Genomic DNA, 16,659 nt, shown 5'->3' with positions numbered 1-16,659 from the left:
GACGAGAGGCATGTTGCCTCTTTGTTTAACCCCATCCTCTACCGGGTTTAGTACGCGCCGGCATGATGGTAATTGGAGTCATCAAATGAACCTGATTCAACAACTCGAGCAAGAAGAAATTGCTCGCCTGGGCAAAAACATCCCTGAATTTGCACCTGGCGACACCGTGATCGTCAACGTCAACGTAGTCGAAGGCACCCGCAAGCGCGCCCAGGCATACGAAGGCGTGGTCATCTCCCGTCGTAACCGCGGCCTGAACTCGAACTTCATCGTTCGCAAGATCTCGTCCGGCGAAGGCGTTGAGCGTACCTTCCAGCTGTACTCCCCGCTGATCGCTTCGATCGAAGTGAAACGCCGCGGTGACGTACGTCGCGCCAAGCTGTACTACCTGCGCGACCGTTCGGGCAAATCGGCACGTATCAAGGAAAAACTGCCAAACCGTCGCCCAGCAGCGGCAAAAGCAAGCGCTTAATCGCGTTTGGGTTTGGGGCAGGGGCGCCTGGGTGGCGTCCCTCAAAGGGCGCCGCTGGCGCCCTTTCGCTATTTGGAGGTGGCATGGCCAAGCTTTTGTTCGACCCGCAGCAACTCCCGATCGACGCCATCGCCGGCGAGCCGGCCGTGCCGGCCGAGCGCCTGGCGCCGGACTGGCTGCGCGCGCGCTTCGCGGCGCCCCCGCAGTGGGTGCCGGAAGACTCGGAAACCAGCTTCACGCCGCAGGCGGCGCCCAAGCCGGCCGCCGTGCTGGTGCCGCTGGCGCAGCGCCCCGGCGGGCTGACGCTGCTGCTCACGCAGCGCACCGCCCACCTGAGCAGCCACGCCGGCCAGATCAGCTTTCCCGGCGGCCGCGCCGAGGAGTACGACGCCAGCCCGGCCGACACCGCGCTGCGCGAGGCGGAGGAGGAGATCGGCCTGGACCGCCGCCGCGCCGAAATCATCGGCACCCTGCCGGTCTATTACACCGGCACCAACTACAGCGTGACCCCGGTGGTGGCGCTGCTGCACCCGCCGTTCGAGCTGCGCGCCGATCCCGGCGAGGTGGCCGAGATCTTCGAAGTGCCGCTGGCCTTCCTGATGGACGGCCTGAACCACCAGCGCCTGTCGGCCGAACTGGCCAGCGGGCGGCGCAGCTTCTACGCCATGCCCTACCAGCGCTACTACATCTGGGGCGCCACCGCCGGCATGCTGCGCAATCTGTTCCATTTCCTCAGGGCGTGACACTGCGGTCCCGGATCGCTAATAAGTTTGATTCCGGCGCGCCGCTGCGCTATCGTAGCGGGCATTGCGGCAATGCCAATCTTAAGGACGTTTAATGACTTTTCTTTCCATTCTTTGCGCGCTGCTGATCGAGCAGATGAAGCCGCTGCGGGCGGACAATCCCATCTACGCCGAGATCAAGAGCCTGGCGGTGCGCATGGAAGCGTGGTTCAACGCGGGCGACTCGCGCCATGGCCGCATCGGCTGGTTCCTGATGATGTTCGCGCTGGTGGCGCCCACCATGCTGATCTACTGGGTGCTGATCCGCTTCGACTGGTTCCTGGCCGCGTTCGCATGGAATGTGCTGATCGTCTACCTGACGCTGGGTTTCCGCCACTACAGCCATTATTTCACCTCCATCCAGCTGGCCCTGAACGCGGGCGACGAGGCCGCCGCGCGCGCGCTGCTGGCCGAATGGACCAAGCTCGACACCGTGGGCATGGAGGCGGGCGAGATCTCGCGCATCGCCGTGGAAAAGGCGCTGATCACCACGCACCGCAATGTGTTCGGCGTGTTCTTCTGGTTCCTGATGCCGCTCGGCCCGGCCGGCGCGGTGCTGTACCGCGTGTCCGAATACCTGGCGCGGGCCTGGAACGAGCCCGAGCACATGCGCAACGAAGCCTTCGGCGAGTTCGCCACCCGGGCCTTCTACTGGATCGACTGGGTGCCGGTGCGCCTGACCGCCGTGGCCTTCGCCGTGGTGGGCAATTTCGAGGACGCCATCTACGCCTGGCGCAACTTCGCCCACCGCTGGGCGGACGAGGCGCGCGGCATCATCCTGGCCGCCGGCGGCGGCGCCATGGGCGTGCGCCTGGGCACGCCGCATGAAAACGCGGCCCGCGTGCTGCCGGCCGACGCGGCCGTGGTCGACAGCGGCGACATGGAGGCGGATGCGCTGCCGGGCGAAGAACCGGGCGTGCGCGCGCTGCAAAGCACCGTGGGCCTGGTCTGGCGCGCGCTGCTGCTGTGGATGATGCTGCTGCTGTTGCTTTCCGGCGCAGTCTGGCTCGGCTGACGGCGCCGAAAGAAAACCGATAGCTGGAACGGGTTACAATGTCGGGATTGGCGGTCGCGAACAGACAACGCGGCCGCCAATGCGTGTTTCAAATCAAGTACTTACCTTCTTAGGTCTTCTATAAGATATAATACCTAGGATTTTTCACGCATCCAGGTCCCGCGAGTCATCTATGGCCGAGTCAGCTCAATCCCCCAAAGAACTGGCCAACGAGTTCTTTATCCTTGGCATCACTGCCGATGGCAGGCAATTCCGTCCCAGCGACTGGGCCGACCGCCTGTGCGGCGTCATGTCGTGCTTCCGTCCGGAAGGCACCAGCGGCCGAGATTCCCATCTCGGTTATTCCACCTTTGTGCGCCCGACCCATATCAATGGCGTCAAGGCGGTGGTGGTGAACGAAGCGCTGCGGGACTTCGAACCGATGGCATACCACTTCGTCCTCAATTTCGCCAAGGACAACGGCCTGCAGGTGGTGGACGCCTGCCTGGTGCCCCTGCCGGGAGAAAAATAAGCGTAGGATAGGGCTCTTTCAACCAAGCCAGCCCTGCGATCGCTTATGAATTTATCCAAGTCCGGTTTCGCCGTTACGCTGCTGCTGTGCAGCGCCTCCTTTCTGCCCGCCGCCGCCGCCCCGGCGCTGCCGCCCGGCACCGTCAAAGGCCCGTCGGTCGAAGGCATCACCGAATACCGGCTGCCGAACGGCCTGAAAGTGCTGCTGTTCCCGGACGCCTCCAAGCCCACCGTCACTGTCAACGTCACCTACCTGGTCGGCTCGCGCCACGAGAACTACGGCGAGACCGGCATGGCCCACCTGCTCGAGCACATGCTGTTCAAGGGCGCGCCGAAGAACCGCAGCATTCCCCAGCAGTTCGCCGACCGCGGCATGGAGTACAACGGCACCACCTCGTACGACCGCACCAACTACTACGAGGTATTCCAGGCCGGCGGCGACAACCTGAAATGGGCGCTCGACATGGAAGCGGACCGCATGGTCAACTCCTTCGTGGCGAAGAAGGACCTGGACTCGGAAATGACGGTGGTGCGCAACGAGTACGAGAGCGGCGAGAACAGCCCGTTCGAGGTGCTGCTCAAGCGTATGCAGAGCGTGGCCTACGACTGGCACAGCTACGGCCGCTCCACCATCGGCAACCGCAGCGACATCGAGAACGTCAAGATCGAGAACCTGCAGGCCTTCTACCGCACCTACTACCAGCCGGACAACGCGGTGCTGCTGGTGGCCGGCAAGTTCGAGCCGGCGCAGACGCTGGCGTGGATATCGAAGTCGTTCGGCGCCATCCCCAAGCCGAAGCGCAAGCTGCCGCCTTTCTGGACCGTGGAGCCGACCCAGGACGGCGAGCGTTCCTTCATCGTGCGCCGCAAGGGCGACATCCAGATCGTCGCGCTGGGCTACAAGATCCCGGCCGCGCTGCACGAGGACAGCGACGCGCTGGCCTTCATGTCCGAAATCCTGAACGACACGCCGAACGGCCGCCTGCACAAGGCGCTGGTGGAAACCGGCAAGGCCGCGCAGGTGTTCAGCTTCGGCCAGACCGGCTATGCGCCCGGCCTGCAGCTGATCGGCGCCGTGGTGAAGGCGGGCCAGCCGCTGGAGCCGGTGCGCGACGAGCTGATCGCCGCCGTCGAGGGCTTTGCCAACACGCCGCCCACCGAGGATGAAATGGAGCGCGTGCGCCGCAACATCGGCAACGGCATCGAGAAGGCGCTCAACGATCCGCAGAAGGTGGGCGTGGCGCTGTCCGAGCAGATCGCGCTGGGCGACTGGCGGCTGCTGTTCCTGGGCCGCGACAGCCTGCCCAAGGTGACGCCGCAACAGGTGGCCAAGGCCGCCGCGCATTACCTGAAGCGCGACAACCGCACCGTCGGCAGCTTTGTGCCGGAGGACAGCGTGCAGCGCGCCGAGATCACCGCCGCGCCGTCCATCGAGAAGGTGATGCGGGACTTCAAGGGCAAGGAAGACACGCTGAAGTCCGAAGTGTTCGACCCCAGCCAGGCCAACATCCTGAAACGCACCGAGCTGAAAACCATCGGCGGCCTGAAGGTGGCGCTGCTGCCGAAGCAGAACCGGGGCGAGACCGTGTCGGTGGACCTGCGCCTGCACTGGGGCGACGAGAAGAACCAGTTCGGCAAGGCCGTGATTGCCGCCGCCACCAACCACATGCTCACGCGCGGCACCAGCAAGTACAGCCGCGCGCAGCTGGCGGACGCGATGGAAAAGCTGAAGATGTCCGGCAGCGTGTACCGTTTCGACACCACGCGCAGCAACCTGGCCGCGGCGCTGCGCCTGGCCGCGCACGTGCTCAAGGAGCCGGCCTTCGACGCGGCCGAGTTCGAGCAGTTGCGCCAGCAATGGCTGGTGGGCGTGGATGCGTCGCGCAACGAGCCGCAGGTGCTGGCCACCAACGCGCTGGCCAGGCACTACAACAACTACCCGAAAGGCGACGTGCGCTATGCGATGAGCACGGACGAGCAGATCGAAGCCATCAAGGCGCTGACGCTGGACGACCTGAAGGCCTACCACCGCGAATTCTACGGCGCCTCGCACGGGGAGCTGGCCGTGGTCGGCGACTTCGATTCGCCCGCCGTGCAGGCGGTGGTGGCCGAGGAGTTCGGCAACTGGGTGAGCAAGGCGAATTACGCGCGCGTGCTGAACGTGAACGTGGAGCGCCCGCCGCTGCGCACGGTGATCAACGCGCCGGACAAGGAGAACGGTTTCTACGCGGCGCAGGTGAACATCGACATGAACACCGAAGACCCGGACTTCGTGGCGCTGGAAGTGGCCAACTACATCCTCGGCGAAGGCGGCCTGAAGTCGCGCCTGATGGACCGCATCCGGCAGAAGGACGGCCTGTCCTACGGCGGCGGTTCCAGCCTGTCGGTGAGCGACGTGGACCGCGCCAGCAACCTGTCCATCTCGGCCATCGCCGCGCCGCAGAACCTGAAGAAGCTGGAGCAGGCCATCCACGAGGAGGTGGCGCGCGCGCTGAAGGACGGCTTCACGGCGGCCGAAGTGGCTGGCGCCAAGTCCGGCATGCTGCAGCAGCGCATCCAGAACCGCTCGCAGGACAATGTGCTGGCCGGCGGCTGGGCCAACTTCCTGTACCTGAACCGCACCTACGCGTGGAGCCAGGCCTACGAGGACAAGCTGAAGGCGCTCACGCCGGCGCAGGTCAATGCCGCCTTCCGCAAGGCGGTCGATCTCAACAAGCTGAGCGTGGTGACGGCCGGCGACCAGGCCAAGGCCAAGTAAGCACGGGCGCCGGCTACGGCGTACTCAGCTCGGCGACAAAGTCGTACATGTCGCCCCTGAAGTAGGAGCGGCAGAACTCCACTGCGCGGCCGTCGCGCAGGAAGCCGAGCCGCTCCACCGCCAGGCCGGCGTCGCCTTCCCTGGCCTGCAGCAGCGCGGCCTGCTCGCCGGTGAGCAGCAGCGCGCTCAGCCGCTGCAGCGCGCGCACCGGCCGGTTGCCGGCCTGCTCCAGCGCCTCGTACATCGACACGTCCACCGCCTCCAGCGAGGGCAGGGCGCCGGCCACGATGGTGGCGTATTCCAGGCACATCGGCATGTCGTCCGCATAGCGGATGCGGTTGAAGCGGTACACCGGCGCGCCCGGGCTGAGCCGCAGCCGCAGCGCTTCCTCCGGCGTCACCGTCCCCTCCGCGCGCTTCAGCCACACGCTGCGCGGCGTGCGCCCGCGCGCCCGCATGTCCTCCGAGAAGGAGGTCAGCTTGGCGAAGTTCTTTTCTATCCGCGTGTTGATGAAATTGCCCGAGCCGGCCCGCCGCACCAGCAGGCCTTCGTCGACCAGGCCGTCGATCGCCTTGCGCACGGTGATGCGGGAAATGGCCAGGTCGTTGGCCAGCTGGCGCTCGGCCGGCAGGGCTTCGTCCGGGCCGAATATGCGCTTGTCTATCGCTTCGCGCAGCGCGCGCTGCAACTGCTGGTACAGGGGCTGGCTGCTGGTCTGCCCCAGGTGCTGCATGATCTGTTGAAGCGATGTCATGTCTCGTCCCCTGTTGTTCTTGTCTACTTTTATGCGATCCGATAATACCAAAAAAAGACCGGCATGCTAGCGGTTTGCATTGCGCTGCCGCAAACGTAGAGGGAGGTAGCGCTAACTAGGGCGGAATATTGCCAAAGTGGTCTGTGTGGTGCAAACAACATGTGAAAAAAATACGAAAATTGGTAGTGTTCTGGTATTGGATGAGAGTATATTGGCGTTGAATTGGTTTTGTTAGTGGTTGTATAGATGGATCTGCGGGGCGTTGCGGGGAGCGCAGCGGTCTGCAAGAGGATCTACTTAAAACGGACGGGCTTTCACTGAAGGCCACAATCAAGGGGGAGTACATGAAGCGCAATTTGACACCGATCGCCACTGCGGTCGCCATCCTGATCACCAGCACCGCAGCCATGGCGCAGGATGCATCCAAGTCGCCAGACGCGGTTGTGACCGTGACCGGCGTCCGTGCCGCATTGGCGCAGTCGATCAACCAGAAGCGTAACGCCGACTCGCAGGTGGAAGTGATCACCGCCGAAGACGTGGGCAAGATGCCGGACAAGAGCGTCGCCGACTCGCTGCAGCGCGTGCCTGGCGTGTCCGTCGCCACGGCCGGCGGCGCCGAAGGCGGTTTCGGTGAAAACGATCGCGTGAGCCTGAAAGGCACGCCGTCCAACCTGACCCTGACCACGCTGAACGGCCACACCGTCTCCAGCGGCGACTGGTACATCTCCAACATCACCGGCGGCGGCCGTTCGGTCAGCTACTCGATGTTCCCGTCCGAACTGATCGGCCGCGTGACCGTGCATAAGAGCTCGCAGGCCAACCTGACCGAAGGCGGCGCGGCCGGCAACGTGGACATCGAAACCCGCAAGCCGCTGAGCTTCAAGAAGCCGCTGACGCTGATGGGTTCCATCGAAGGCGCCTACGGCGACGCGGCCAAGAAGACCGACCTGCAGGTGAGCGCGCTGGCGAACTGGAAGAACCAGGAAAACAACCTGGGCGTGCTGGTGCAGGTATTCGACGAGAAGCGCACGCTGCGCCGCATGGGCCAGGAATTCCTGTGGTGGGACAAGCTGACCAAGGGCTTCGCACCGGACTGGATCGCGAAAAATCCTGAAGTGGAAAACAAATACCTGTCCATGCTGACCGGTTCCTCGCTGTTCCAGCAGAAGCGCGAACGCAAGGGCGGCATGATCGACGTGGAAGTGAAAGTCAACAATGACTTCAGCTTCGACGTGAGCGGCCTGTACACCCGTCTGGACGCGGACAACATCAACGCCAACTTCATGCTGGCGCCATACCAGCCGCTGTCGAACAACTGGTCCGGCGTGGGCGGCGTGGTGCCGTCGGCGTACACCATCACCGGCAACCAGATCACCTCGATCACCTTCCCGAAAACCTGCCCGGTCGCCAGCTGCGCCAATATGGGCCCGTCGGTACAGGACATCATCGCCCGTCCGGGCTCGTACAGCGATTCCAAGTTCGTCAACGTGGACTGGAAATACCGCGTCAGCGACGACCTGAAAATCACCGGCCAGGTCGGCACCACGCGCGGCACCGGCTATGCGCGCGACTACGGCTACGAAGCCTGGCTGGCCTATTCGGGCACCAGCCTGACCATGAACGGCATGTCGCCGGCCACCGTCACCGTGGACAACGCCGGCACCTTCAGCCCGCGCACCGGCGCCGACTTCTTCGGCGGCTGGGCATCGGACACCACCGCCAAGGACAAGGAAACCTACGGCCAGGTGGACGGCACCTACAAGACGCCATGGGACATGGTGCCGACCATCCGCATGGGCCTGCGCACCGCCAAGCATGACCGCCAGCTGACCTGGCTGCAAGGCACCGTGGCCGACGCGGGTAAAACGCTGGCCAACCGTCCGACCGGCCTGACGACCTACCCAACCAGCCCGCTGAGCAACGTGCTGCAGAATCCGTGGACCTTCACCGCCGAGTCGATGAAGGAATGGGGCGACAAGTACGTGAAGTTCGACAGCCACGCCTACCAGAACGAGTTCCAGATCGCCGAGAAAGCGCATGCCGCCTACGCGATGGCGGACCTGAACGTGGGCGCGGTCACCGGTAACTTCGGCGTGCGTTTCGTGAAGACCGAAATCGACGTGGCCAACGGTTCGCCGAACACCGTCTGGAAACCGGTTTACACTTCGAAGACCTATAACGACTTCCTGCCCAGCCTGAACCTGCGCACCGACCTGACCCCGGACGTGGTGCTGCGCGGCTCGGCCAGCCGCACCCTGGCGCGTCCGGACTTCGGCGCCCTGGGTTCGCTGAGCCTGAACGACCTGACCTTCTCTGGCACCGGCGGCAATCCGAACCTGAAGCCGATCTACTCGAACAACGTGGAAGCGGGCGTCGAGTGGTACTTCATGCCGAAGTCGCTGATCGCCATGAGCGTGTACGACATGCACCTGGGTTCCTACGTGACCTTCGGCTCCTCGGTGGCGCAGTTCTACAACCAGTCCACCAACTCGGTCACCAACTACAACATGAGCTCGGCCCTGAACACCAAGGCCCGCGTGAAGGGCGTAGAGCTGCAGTACTCGCAGGATCTGGGCAACGGCTTCGGCGCCAGCGTGAACTACACCTACGCGGACGGCAAGGAAACCGGCAAGGCGCCTAAATCGGCCTGCGCGGACCTGGGCGATTGCAGCATGATCGGCACTTCGAAGAACTCGTACAACGCCAGCGTGTTCTACGAGAACGACAAGTTCAGCGCGCGCGTGAACTACAGCTTCCGCTCGGCCTTCCTGAATGGCCTGGACCGCAACAGCGCGATCTACCAGGACGACGTGGGCACCGTGTCGCTGGCGCTGAACTACAACCTGACCGAGAACCTGACGCTGTCGTTCGAAGGCAAGGATCTGAATGATCCGCTGCTGAAGTCCTACGCCACCACCAGGGACCAGCCGCGCGCCTTCTACAAGAACGGCAAGCAGTTCTTCCTGGGCGTACGCGGCAAGATGTGATGCAGGCTGAAGTCTGATGCAATGCAGGGCAGGGCTTCCTCGGAGGTCCTGCCTTTTTTCTTATTGGAGCGGAAATGCACTATCTGATTAAAACGGCGCTGCTGGCGGGCGCCGTATTTGGTTCGGCCCACGCTGCGGACGCCGCGCCGCGCGTGGTCTACAGTCCCTACAAACACCTCGCCATCCATAACGACCCGGCCAGCAACGTCATCACCATCGCCCCGGACGGCCAGCGCGTACCCTACATCGGCCACAGCAAGCAGACCCTGACCTGGGCTTTCGCCAGCGGCGAATGCGGCGAGGAGAACTGGGGCGGCCAGCCCGCGCAAGCGGTGGCGGACGCCAACGTGGCCGCCTTCGCGGCGGCCGGCACCGGCTACATTATTTCCACCGGCGGGCAGGGCAATGTCTTCACCTGCGGCAGCGACGAGGGCATGGAGCGCTTCATCAAGCGCTACGAATCGCCGCAGCTGATCGGCATCGACTTCGACATCGAGGCCGGGCAGACCAGGGAGCAGGTGGACTCGCTGGTGCAGCGCATCGTGGCGGCGCAGGCGCGGCGCCCGCAGCTGCGCATGAGCTTTACCGTCGCCACGCACGCGGCCTCGGACGGCAGCCGCCGCAGCCTGAACGGGATGGCCGAAAGCGTGCTGGATTCCGTGCGCCGCAATGGGCTGAAGGACTACACGCTGAACATCATGGTGATGGACTACGGCCCGGCGGCGAAGAAGGTGTGCGTGGTGCGCAAGGGCCGCTGCGACATGGGCGCCTCGGCGCTGCGGGCGGCGCGCAATGTGCACGAGAAGTACAAGGTGCCGTACAGCCGGATCGAGCTGACCGCCATGATAGGCGTGAACGACGTGGTGGAAAACGTCTTCACCATGGCCGACATGGATACGATGGCGCACGGCGCGCGCAAACTGAAGCTGGCCGGCCTGCATTTCTGGTCGACCGACCGCGACACGCCGTGCCGCACCGAAGTGAAGGGGGCGGACGCAGCCTGCAGCGGCATGCCCGGCGTGCCCGCCGGCGCCTACGCGCGCGCGCTGGAAGGGCACGAAAAAGCGCACGCAAAAGCGCACGCAAAAACTGCGGAGGCGGGCAGGTGAGTGCTTTGCCTTCCGCGGCAAGCCGCTACCTGTCGCTGGACGTGCTGCGCGGCCTGACCGTCGCCCTGATGATCATCGTGAACACGCCCGGCGACTGGAACACCGTATTCGCGCCGCTGCTGCACGCGCAATGGCACGGCTTCACGCCCACCGACTGGGTCTTCCCCACCTTCCTGTTCGTGGTCGGCAACGCGCTCAGCTTCGCGCTGCCCCGGTACGCGCGGATGGGCCATGGCGCCGTGCTGGCCAAGGTCGGCAAGCGCAGCGCCATCATTTTCCTGCTCGGTTTCCTGCTGTTCTGGTTCCCCTTCGTGGCGGTGGACAGCGCCGGCAACTGGGGCATGATCCCGCTGTCCGGCACGCGCATTCCCGGCGTGCTGCAGCGCATCGCCCTGTGCTTCGGCCTGGCCTCGCTGATCCTGCACTTCTGGAAGGAGCGTGGCGCGCTGGCCTACTGCGTGCTGGCGCTGCTGGGCTACTGGCTGGTGCTGGCGCTGGGCGGCGACTACACGCTGGCCGGCAATGCGCCCGGCAAGGCCGACCTGTGGCTGCTGGGCGAACGCCACCTGTACCGCGGCGAAGGCTTGCCTTTCGACCCGGAAGGCATGCTGGGCACCATCCCCGCCACCGTCAACGTGATCGCAGGCTACTTCGCCGGCAGGCTGATACTGACGAAAGGCGCAAGCTACGAAACGCTGGCCAAACTGATGATGGCGGGTGTGGCCTGCGTGGCGGCGGCGCTGTGCTGGGACATGGTCCTCCCGATCAACAAGAAGCTGTGGACCAGCTCCTACGTGCTGTACACCATCGGCCTGGACCTGCTGGTGCTGCCGTTGCTGATTTATGTGGTCGAGATGCGCGGCCGGCGTGGCTGGACCTACTTTTTCGAAGTGTTCGGCAAGAACACGCTGTTCATCTACCTGCTGTCCGAACTGGCGGTAGTGATCCTGGTGAAAGCGCAAGTTGGCGCGGGCAATGGCTACGACTGGCTGTACGCGCACACCTTCCAGGGCCTGGCGCCGCCGAAAGCGGCGTCGCTGCTGTTCGCGGCGAGCTTCATGCTGGCCTGCTGGGCGGTGGGCTACGCGATGGACCGCCGCCGCATCTACATCAAGGTGTAATCAGAACTTGAGGCGCAGGCCGGAGCGGTTGGCCAGCGCCGTCAATCCCATCATGGCCACGGTCAGCGCGGCGGCGTTCAGCAGTCCGGCGCCGCCGCCCGATTCCAGGTAGGGCCACCACCAGCGCGGCATCCGCAGCACCGCCGCCAGCTGCTCCCACAGGTCCGGCGCGATAAAGGCGAACAGCGCGTTCGCGCCGGCCGGCATCAGCGCCACGCTCCACCAGCGGCACTGCAGCACGTCGATCAGCACATAGAACAGGATGAACAGCGCCAGCACCAGCCCCGCGCACACCAGCGTGTACGACTCGGTGGCATGGACCTTGTTGATGCCGTGCAGGGGGCGCAGCAACATGCCCGAGCCGAACAGCGCCACGGCGAAGCAGGCCATCAGCATTACGCGGCGCCGGTGCAGCACCGCATTGTTGGCCGGCGCCGGCGGAACCGGCGACACCGCCTGCAGCCCCTCGGGTTGCGCGCGGCGCAGGAACAGCGTTCCCACCAGTGTGCCCGCCAGCACATTGGCCGAAGTGGACCCCAGCACCTGCGGCACGTTGACCAGGTCGTTCAGCGCCTGCGGCAGCGGCAGCAGGCCGGCGGTGCCAACAAGGTACAGCACGATCAGCAGCACGAAGGCGGACAGCAGCAGCACCGGCTTGCCGTTCACCGCCACATAGATCACGCTGCACAGCAGGTAAGCCCAGCCTATCATGCCCAGGATGCCCCACCACGTGTGCTGCAGGTAGACGCTGCTGAACTCTTCGTTCAGCTGGCCCCGGAAGGACAGCAGCAGGAACAGCATCAGCGCCAGCCCGGCCCAGAAGGCCGCGCCGCGCTGCGCGGTTTGCCGCCACAATAAAATCATCGCCACGTAGAACAGCAGGAAGTAGACCGCGCGCGGCAGCAGCGCGGCGGCCGCGTCGTAGCGGTAAGCGTTGGCCAGCACCACGCCCGCCACCATCAGGCTGCCCGCGCGCCACAGCAAACGCCCCAGCAGCGCAGCGCTGAAACGCCCTTGCTCCTTGTGCAGCGCCAGCGGAATGGCGATCCCCACGATGAACAGGAAAGCGGGGAACACCAGGTCCGGCACGGTGATGCCGTCCGCCTTCGGCCCCGGGTGCTCCAGCCAATAGGGAATGCCCGGCATGCCGGCAATATAGTTCACCCAAATCATGGCCAGGATGACGAAGCCGCGGAAAGCGTCGAGACTGAGGAGGCGGGGCATGGATAAAAAAAAGGATCACATCGCAGTGCGGTGTGATCCCGGTCTTTCTAAGTATGGAACAATTTATTTGGCGGCGGAAGCGGCTGCTGCCGAGGTGCTTGGGCGGTTAACCCACAGGATCCAGTAGCGGGCCAGGTCGGCGCGGCCATCGGCGCCTTGCACGGTCTCCAGTACCTTGATCGCTTCTTCCTTCTTGCCGGCCAGCGCGTAGGAGTAACCCAGGCGCAGCTTGGCATCGTCGGCGTTCTTCAGGCCGCCCTTGGCGATACCTTGCTGAATCAGGTCGATGCCTTTGTCGAACTGGTCCAGCGTCACGTAGGCGTAGCCCAGGTTGACCAGGCCGGTGCCGTCTTTCGACTTCTTGGCCGACGCTTCGCCGCTGGCGATGTTCTTCACGTCGTCCGCTGCCTGCTTGTCGGCTTGCGCCTTGATCTTCTTGTGCTTGTCCGCGTTGCCGCCGGTGCCCAGCACGCCGGCTGCGTAGCCTGCGTCCATGGCTTTCTTGGCTTCGATCGGCTGGCCAGCCAGCAGCGCCAGTTCAGCCATTTCCATGTAGTCTTCCTGCGCCATCTTCGATACGGCGGCTTTCTCCAGGCGGTACACGTCCAGCGCGAAGCGGGTCGAGTAGGTGGCCTTGCCCTGGGTGCGGCTCAGCAGGTCGATCCAGTAATCGTCGGTCGGGTAGAACTGCACCAGCTTCTCGACGGCGATCAGGTAGGTGGCGGTGTCTTTCGACTTGGCGCCGGTGTTGGCCAGCAGCTGCAGCTCTTCCAGCGCAGGCGTCTTGCCGGCCTTGGTGTTCGCTTCCAGGTCCTTCAGCAGTTCGGCCTTGGCGGTGGCGAAGTCGTTGTTGAAGTAGTAGGCGCGCAGCACGTAAGGACGCAGCTTGGTGGCGTCGCCGGTCACTTCGGCATACTTGTTGAACGTGGCGATGGCCTTCGGGTAGTCCTTGGTGTTGTAGTACAGATTGCCCAGCGCCTGGATGAAGTCACCCTGGTCCGCGGCCGGCAGTTTGCCGGAGGCCAGCACGGCTTCCAGGCCCTGGATGGTCATTGGGTTGTTCTGGGTAACGGAACCCAGCGACACTTTCATGCGGTTCAGCACGAAGATTTCGTACGGGGTCAGGTTCGGCAGCGCTTCGGCCTGGGTGATGCGGTTCTGGACTTCGGCGTAGTTCTTGGCCGCCATCAGTTCCTTGATCTGGGCCGGGTCCATCAATTTGAAGAGTTCAGGACGCACGGTGTCAGGCTTCGGTGCTTCCGGTGCGGGCGCGGCCTTTTCGGCGGCGGTCGCAGTAACCAGCAGGGCTGGCGCAAAGTTCAGGCCGAGTGCGGCAACGATCAGGCTGGTACGTGCGAAACGAAACTTGGACATGGATAATCCTTCAATCTAAATAAAGACAAACGCATATTCTCCCATAAAAAGGGAAGCGCGCCGGGTTTCAAAAGTGCGTGAATTGTAACCGCTGTTACACGGCGCGTGCGTAAGCTTGTCCATCGGAATTAAATAACAGGCAGCGCGCCGCCGGCAGGTGCAGCCGGGCCGCGCTGCCGGGCGCCAGCTGCAGGCCTTCGGCGGCCTGCTTGACGGCCACCATGTCGTCCACGCCCGGCAGGTTGGCGTAGACAATGGACAGGTCGCCCAGGTTTTCCACATGGCCGACCGAGGCTTCCGGCAGGTTCGCTTCCTGCGGCTTGAGCTGGTCTTCCAGCACGGCGGCGGGCCGCAGCGCCATGTGCTCGGCGCGGATGCCGATGGTGACGCGGTCGCCGCGCTGCGCCTGGTCTCCTTGCGCGGCAACCTCGATCAGCGTCCCGCCGGCCGCCAGCACCGCCACGAAGTGCGGCCCGGCCGCCATCACTTCGCCGGGGATGAAGTTCATTTTCGGCGAGCCGAGGAAGCCGGCCACGAACAGGTTGGCCGGGTTGTTGTACAGCTCCAGCGGCGCACCCACCTGTTCGATGCGGCCGCCGTTGAACACCACGATGCGCTCGCCCAGCGTCATCGCTTCCACCTGGTCGTGCGTCACGTAGATCATGGTGGTTTTCAGCTCCTGGTGCAGGCGGCTGATTTCCACCCGCATCTGCACCCGCAGGCTGGCGTCCAGGTTGGACAGCGGCTCGTCGAACAGGAACACCTCCGGCTTGCGCACGATGGCGCGGCCGATCGCCACGCGCTGGCGCTGGCCGCCGGACAGCTCCTTCGGCTTGCGCTTGAGCAGGGGCGTGAGCTGCAGGATGGCGGCGGCGCGCTCCACCATCTGCCGCACCTCGTCCGCCTTGTGGCCGGCCAGTTTCAGGGCGAAGGCCATGTTCTCGTACACCGTCATGTGCGGGTACAGCGCGTACGACTGGAACACCATGGCGATGCGGCGCTCGGCCGGCGCCACGTGGTTGGCCAGGCGCTCGCCGATATGCAGCTCGCCGCCGGTGATGCTCTCCAGGCCGGCGATCATGCGCAGCAGCGTGGACTTGCCGCAGCCGGACGGGCCGACGAAGACCACGAACTCGCCGTCGCGGATGTCGAGGTCCACGCCGTGGATGACGGGGTGCTTGGCGTCGTAATGCTTGACGACGCCTTTCAGGCTGACACTGGACATGGGCTTAGCTCGCGGTAACCGGGTTCTGGGTCGGCTCTGCCGGCTGCTCCCTGGCGGCGCGCGAGGTCATCGGAATCAGCTGCGACAGCACCGCCACCGGGATGGCGGACAGCAGCACCCAGATGAAGAACTTCTGGTAGCCGATGGCCAGCTGGATGCTGCCGCTCACGTATTTGAACAGCACGAAGCCGAGCTGCATGATGCCGGTGGAGAAGGCGTAGTGCGCGGTCTGGTATTTGCCGGGGGCGACCACCTGCATCATGTACAGGATGATGCCGACGAAGCCGAAGCCGTAGCCGAACATCTCCGCGCCCAGCGCCAGGCCGATCACGGTGAGGTCGGTGGGCTGGTAGGCGGACAGGAAGTAGAAGGCCGCGTTGGGCAGGTTCATCGCCAGGATCAGCCACAGGATGGCGCGCCGCAGGCTGAGCCAGGAGGTGAAGTAGCCGCCGGCGATGGAACCGATGAGGAAGGCGATGGTGCCGGTGGTGCCGTAGACGGCGCCCACTTCGGAGGTGGTCAGCCCCAGGCCGCCGAGGTTGCGCGCCTCGCGCAGGAACAGCGGGCCGATGGTCTGGATCTGCGCTTCGCCGGCGCGGAACAGGATGATGAACAGGATGGAGACCCAGATGCCCGGCTTGTTGACGTAGTCGACGATGACGTCCTTCAGCGTGCGGGCGATGCCGGAGGCGGTGGCGTCGGCCGTGACGGTGTTCCAGGCCGGCGGCAGCGCCCAGCTGTGGTACAGGCCGAGCGCGATCATGGTGGCGGCCAGGATGCAGAAGATGATGGTCCAGGCGGGCACCACGCCCTGCGATTTCTCCAGGTAGCCGGCCAGGATCACCAGGCCGCCCAGCGAAATGAAACGGCCGGCGTTGAAGAAGGCGCCTTGCCAGCCGGCGTATCCGGCCTGCTGCTTCTCGGTCAGGCTGGCGATGTACAGGCCGTCGCAGCCGATGTCGTGGGTGGCCGAGCAGATCGCCACCAGCGCCAGCATGGCCACGCAGGCCGACAGCCAGAACGGCAGCTGCAGCGCCAGCCCCACCAGGCCGAGGCACACCCCGCCGGCCAGCTGGAAGCCGACCACCACGACCTTCTTGCTGGCGGCCAGTTCCAGGAAGGGGCTCCACAGCGGCTTGAGCACCCAGGCCAGGCCGATGTAGGCGGTCCAGTGCGCGATGTCGTCGTTCGGCACCCCCATGGACTTCAGCATCAGGCCGGCGATCAGCGCCACGGCGAAGAAGGGCAGGCCCTGCGCGAAGTACAGCGTAGGAACCCAGGCGAGCGGGCTGCGGGTGGCGGTCTTGTCCATTATTGCGTCATCCTGT

13 protein-coding genes are annotated in these 16,659 nt (G+C 64.7%); 8 read left to right on the top strand and 5 right to left on the bottom strand.

The genetic code is table 11. The annotated features are described in order from the left end of the window. Positions 1 to 85 precede the first annotated feature (85 nt). The 5 genes from rplS (at position 86) to AC56DV_RS23810 (ending at position 5,537) form a co-directional block, all read left to right on the top strand. Positions 86 to 472: a 50S ribosomal protein L19 gene (gene rplS, locus AC56DV_RS23830; RefSeq protein ID WP_056403202.1), complete on the top strand. Its 387-nt coding sequence runs from the start codon at positions 86 to 88 to the stop codon at positions 470 to 472. Between the two features lie 83 nt (positions 473 to 555). Next, positions 556 to 1,215 carry a CoA pyrophosphatase gene (locus tag AC56DV_RS23825; protein WP_496316700.1) on the top strand — a complete coding sequence of 220 codons (660 nt, stop codon included), beginning with the start codon at positions 556 to 558 and terminating at the stop codon, positions 1,213 to 1,215. Between the two features lie 94 nt (positions 1,216 to 1,309). Continuing rightward, complete coding sequence (locus AC56DV_RS23820) at positions 1,310 to 2,269, top strand: CobD/CbiB family protein (RefSeq protein ID WP_496316699.1); 960 nt, start codon at positions 1,310 to 1,312, stop codon at positions 2,267 to 2,269. A 172-nt stretch (positions 2,270 to 2,441) separates the two neighbouring features. Further along, positions 2,442 to 2,780 carry a DUF3579 domain-containing protein gene (locus tag AC56DV_RS23815; RefSeq protein WP_107877935.1) on the top strand — a complete coding sequence of 113 codons (339 nt, stop codon included), beginning with the start codon at positions 2,442 to 2,444 and terminating at the stop codon, positions 2,778 to 2,780. Positions 2,781 to 2,825: 45 nt separating this feature from the next. Continuing rightward, entirely contained in the window at positions 2,826 to 5,537 is a 2,712-nt protein-coding gene (locus AC56DV_RS23810; RefSeq protein WP_496316698.1) for a M16 family metallopeptidase, read from the top strand. A 13-nt stretch (positions 5,538 to 5,550) separates the two neighbouring features. Here AC56DV_RS23810 and AC56DV_RS23805 read toward each other — a convergent pair whose 3' ends face one another. Then, on the bottom strand, positions 5,551 to 6,291 hold the full coding sequence (locus AC56DV_RS23805; protein WP_496316697.1) for a GntR family transcriptional regulator: 741 nt from the start codon (positions 6,289 to 6,291) through the stop codon (positions 5,551 to 5,553). 344 nt (positions 6,292 to 6,635) lie between these two features. Between AC56DV_RS23805 and AC56DV_RS23800 the strand changes: the two genes are divergently transcribed. The 3 genes from AC56DV_RS23800 (at position 6,636) to AC56DV_RS23790 (ending at position 11,508) form a co-directional block, all read left to right on the top strand. After that, a complete protein-coding gene (locus tag AC56DV_RS23800; RefSeq protein ID WP_496316696.1) occupies positions 6,636 to 9,278 on the top strand; it encodes a TonB-dependent receptor in 2,643 nt (880 codons plus the stop codon). A gap of 74 nt (positions 9,279 to 9,352) precedes the next feature. Next, a complete protein-coding gene (locus tag AC56DV_RS23795; protein ID WP_496316695.1) occupies positions 9,353 to 10,387 on the top strand; it encodes a glycoside hydrolase family 18 protein in 1,035 nt (344 codons plus the stop codon). 5 nt (positions 10,388 to 10,392) lie between these two features. Beyond that, positions 10,393 to 11,508, top strand: coding sequence for an acyltransferase family protein (locus AC56DV_RS23790; protein WP_496316694.1), 1,116 nt, complete (start codon positions 10,393 to 10,395; stop codon positions 11,506 to 11,508). On the opposite strand, the gene AC56DV_RS23785 is transcribed toward AC56DV_RS23790, so the two are convergent. The 4 genes from AC56DV_RS23785 to AC56DV_RS23770 all read right to left on the bottom strand — a co-directional run bounded on the left by AC56DV_RS23785 (position 11,509) and on the right by AC56DV_RS23770 (position 16,643). Then, complete coding sequence (locus tag AC56DV_RS23785; protein WP_496316693.1) at positions 11,509 to 12,732, bottom strand: DUF5009 domain-containing protein; 1,224 nt, start codon at positions 12,730 to 12,732, stop codon at positions 11,509 to 11,511. 63 nt (positions 12,733 to 12,795) lie between these two features. Further along, on the bottom strand, positions 12,796 to 14,106 hold the full coding sequence (locus AC56DV_RS23780) for a tetratricopeptide repeat protein (protein ID WP_496316692.1): 1,311 nt from the start codon (positions 14,104 to 14,106) through the stop codon (positions 12,796 to 12,798). A gap of 94 nt (positions 14,107 to 14,200) precedes the next feature. After that, positions 14,201 to 15,331, bottom strand: coding sequence for an ABC transporter ATP-binding protein (locus AC56DV_RS23775; protein WP_496316691.1), 1,131 nt, complete (start codon positions 15,329 to 15,331; stop codon positions 14,201 to 14,203). Between the two features lie 4 nt (positions 15,332 to 15,335). Then, positions 15,336 to 16,643: an MFS transporter gene (locus AC56DV_RS23770; protein WP_496316690.1), complete on the bottom strand. Its 1,308-nt coding sequence runs from the start codon at positions 16,641 to 16,643 to the stop codon at positions 15,336 to 15,338. Between the last annotated feature and the right edge of the window lie 16 nt (positions 16,644 to 16,659).

This window comes from Massilia sp. BGA-UO-ETr-WB1 (assembly GCF_059567845.1).
The sequence above is the reverse complement of the archived record's forward strand: the minus strand, read 5'-3'. Positions and strand labels throughout refer to the sequence as shown.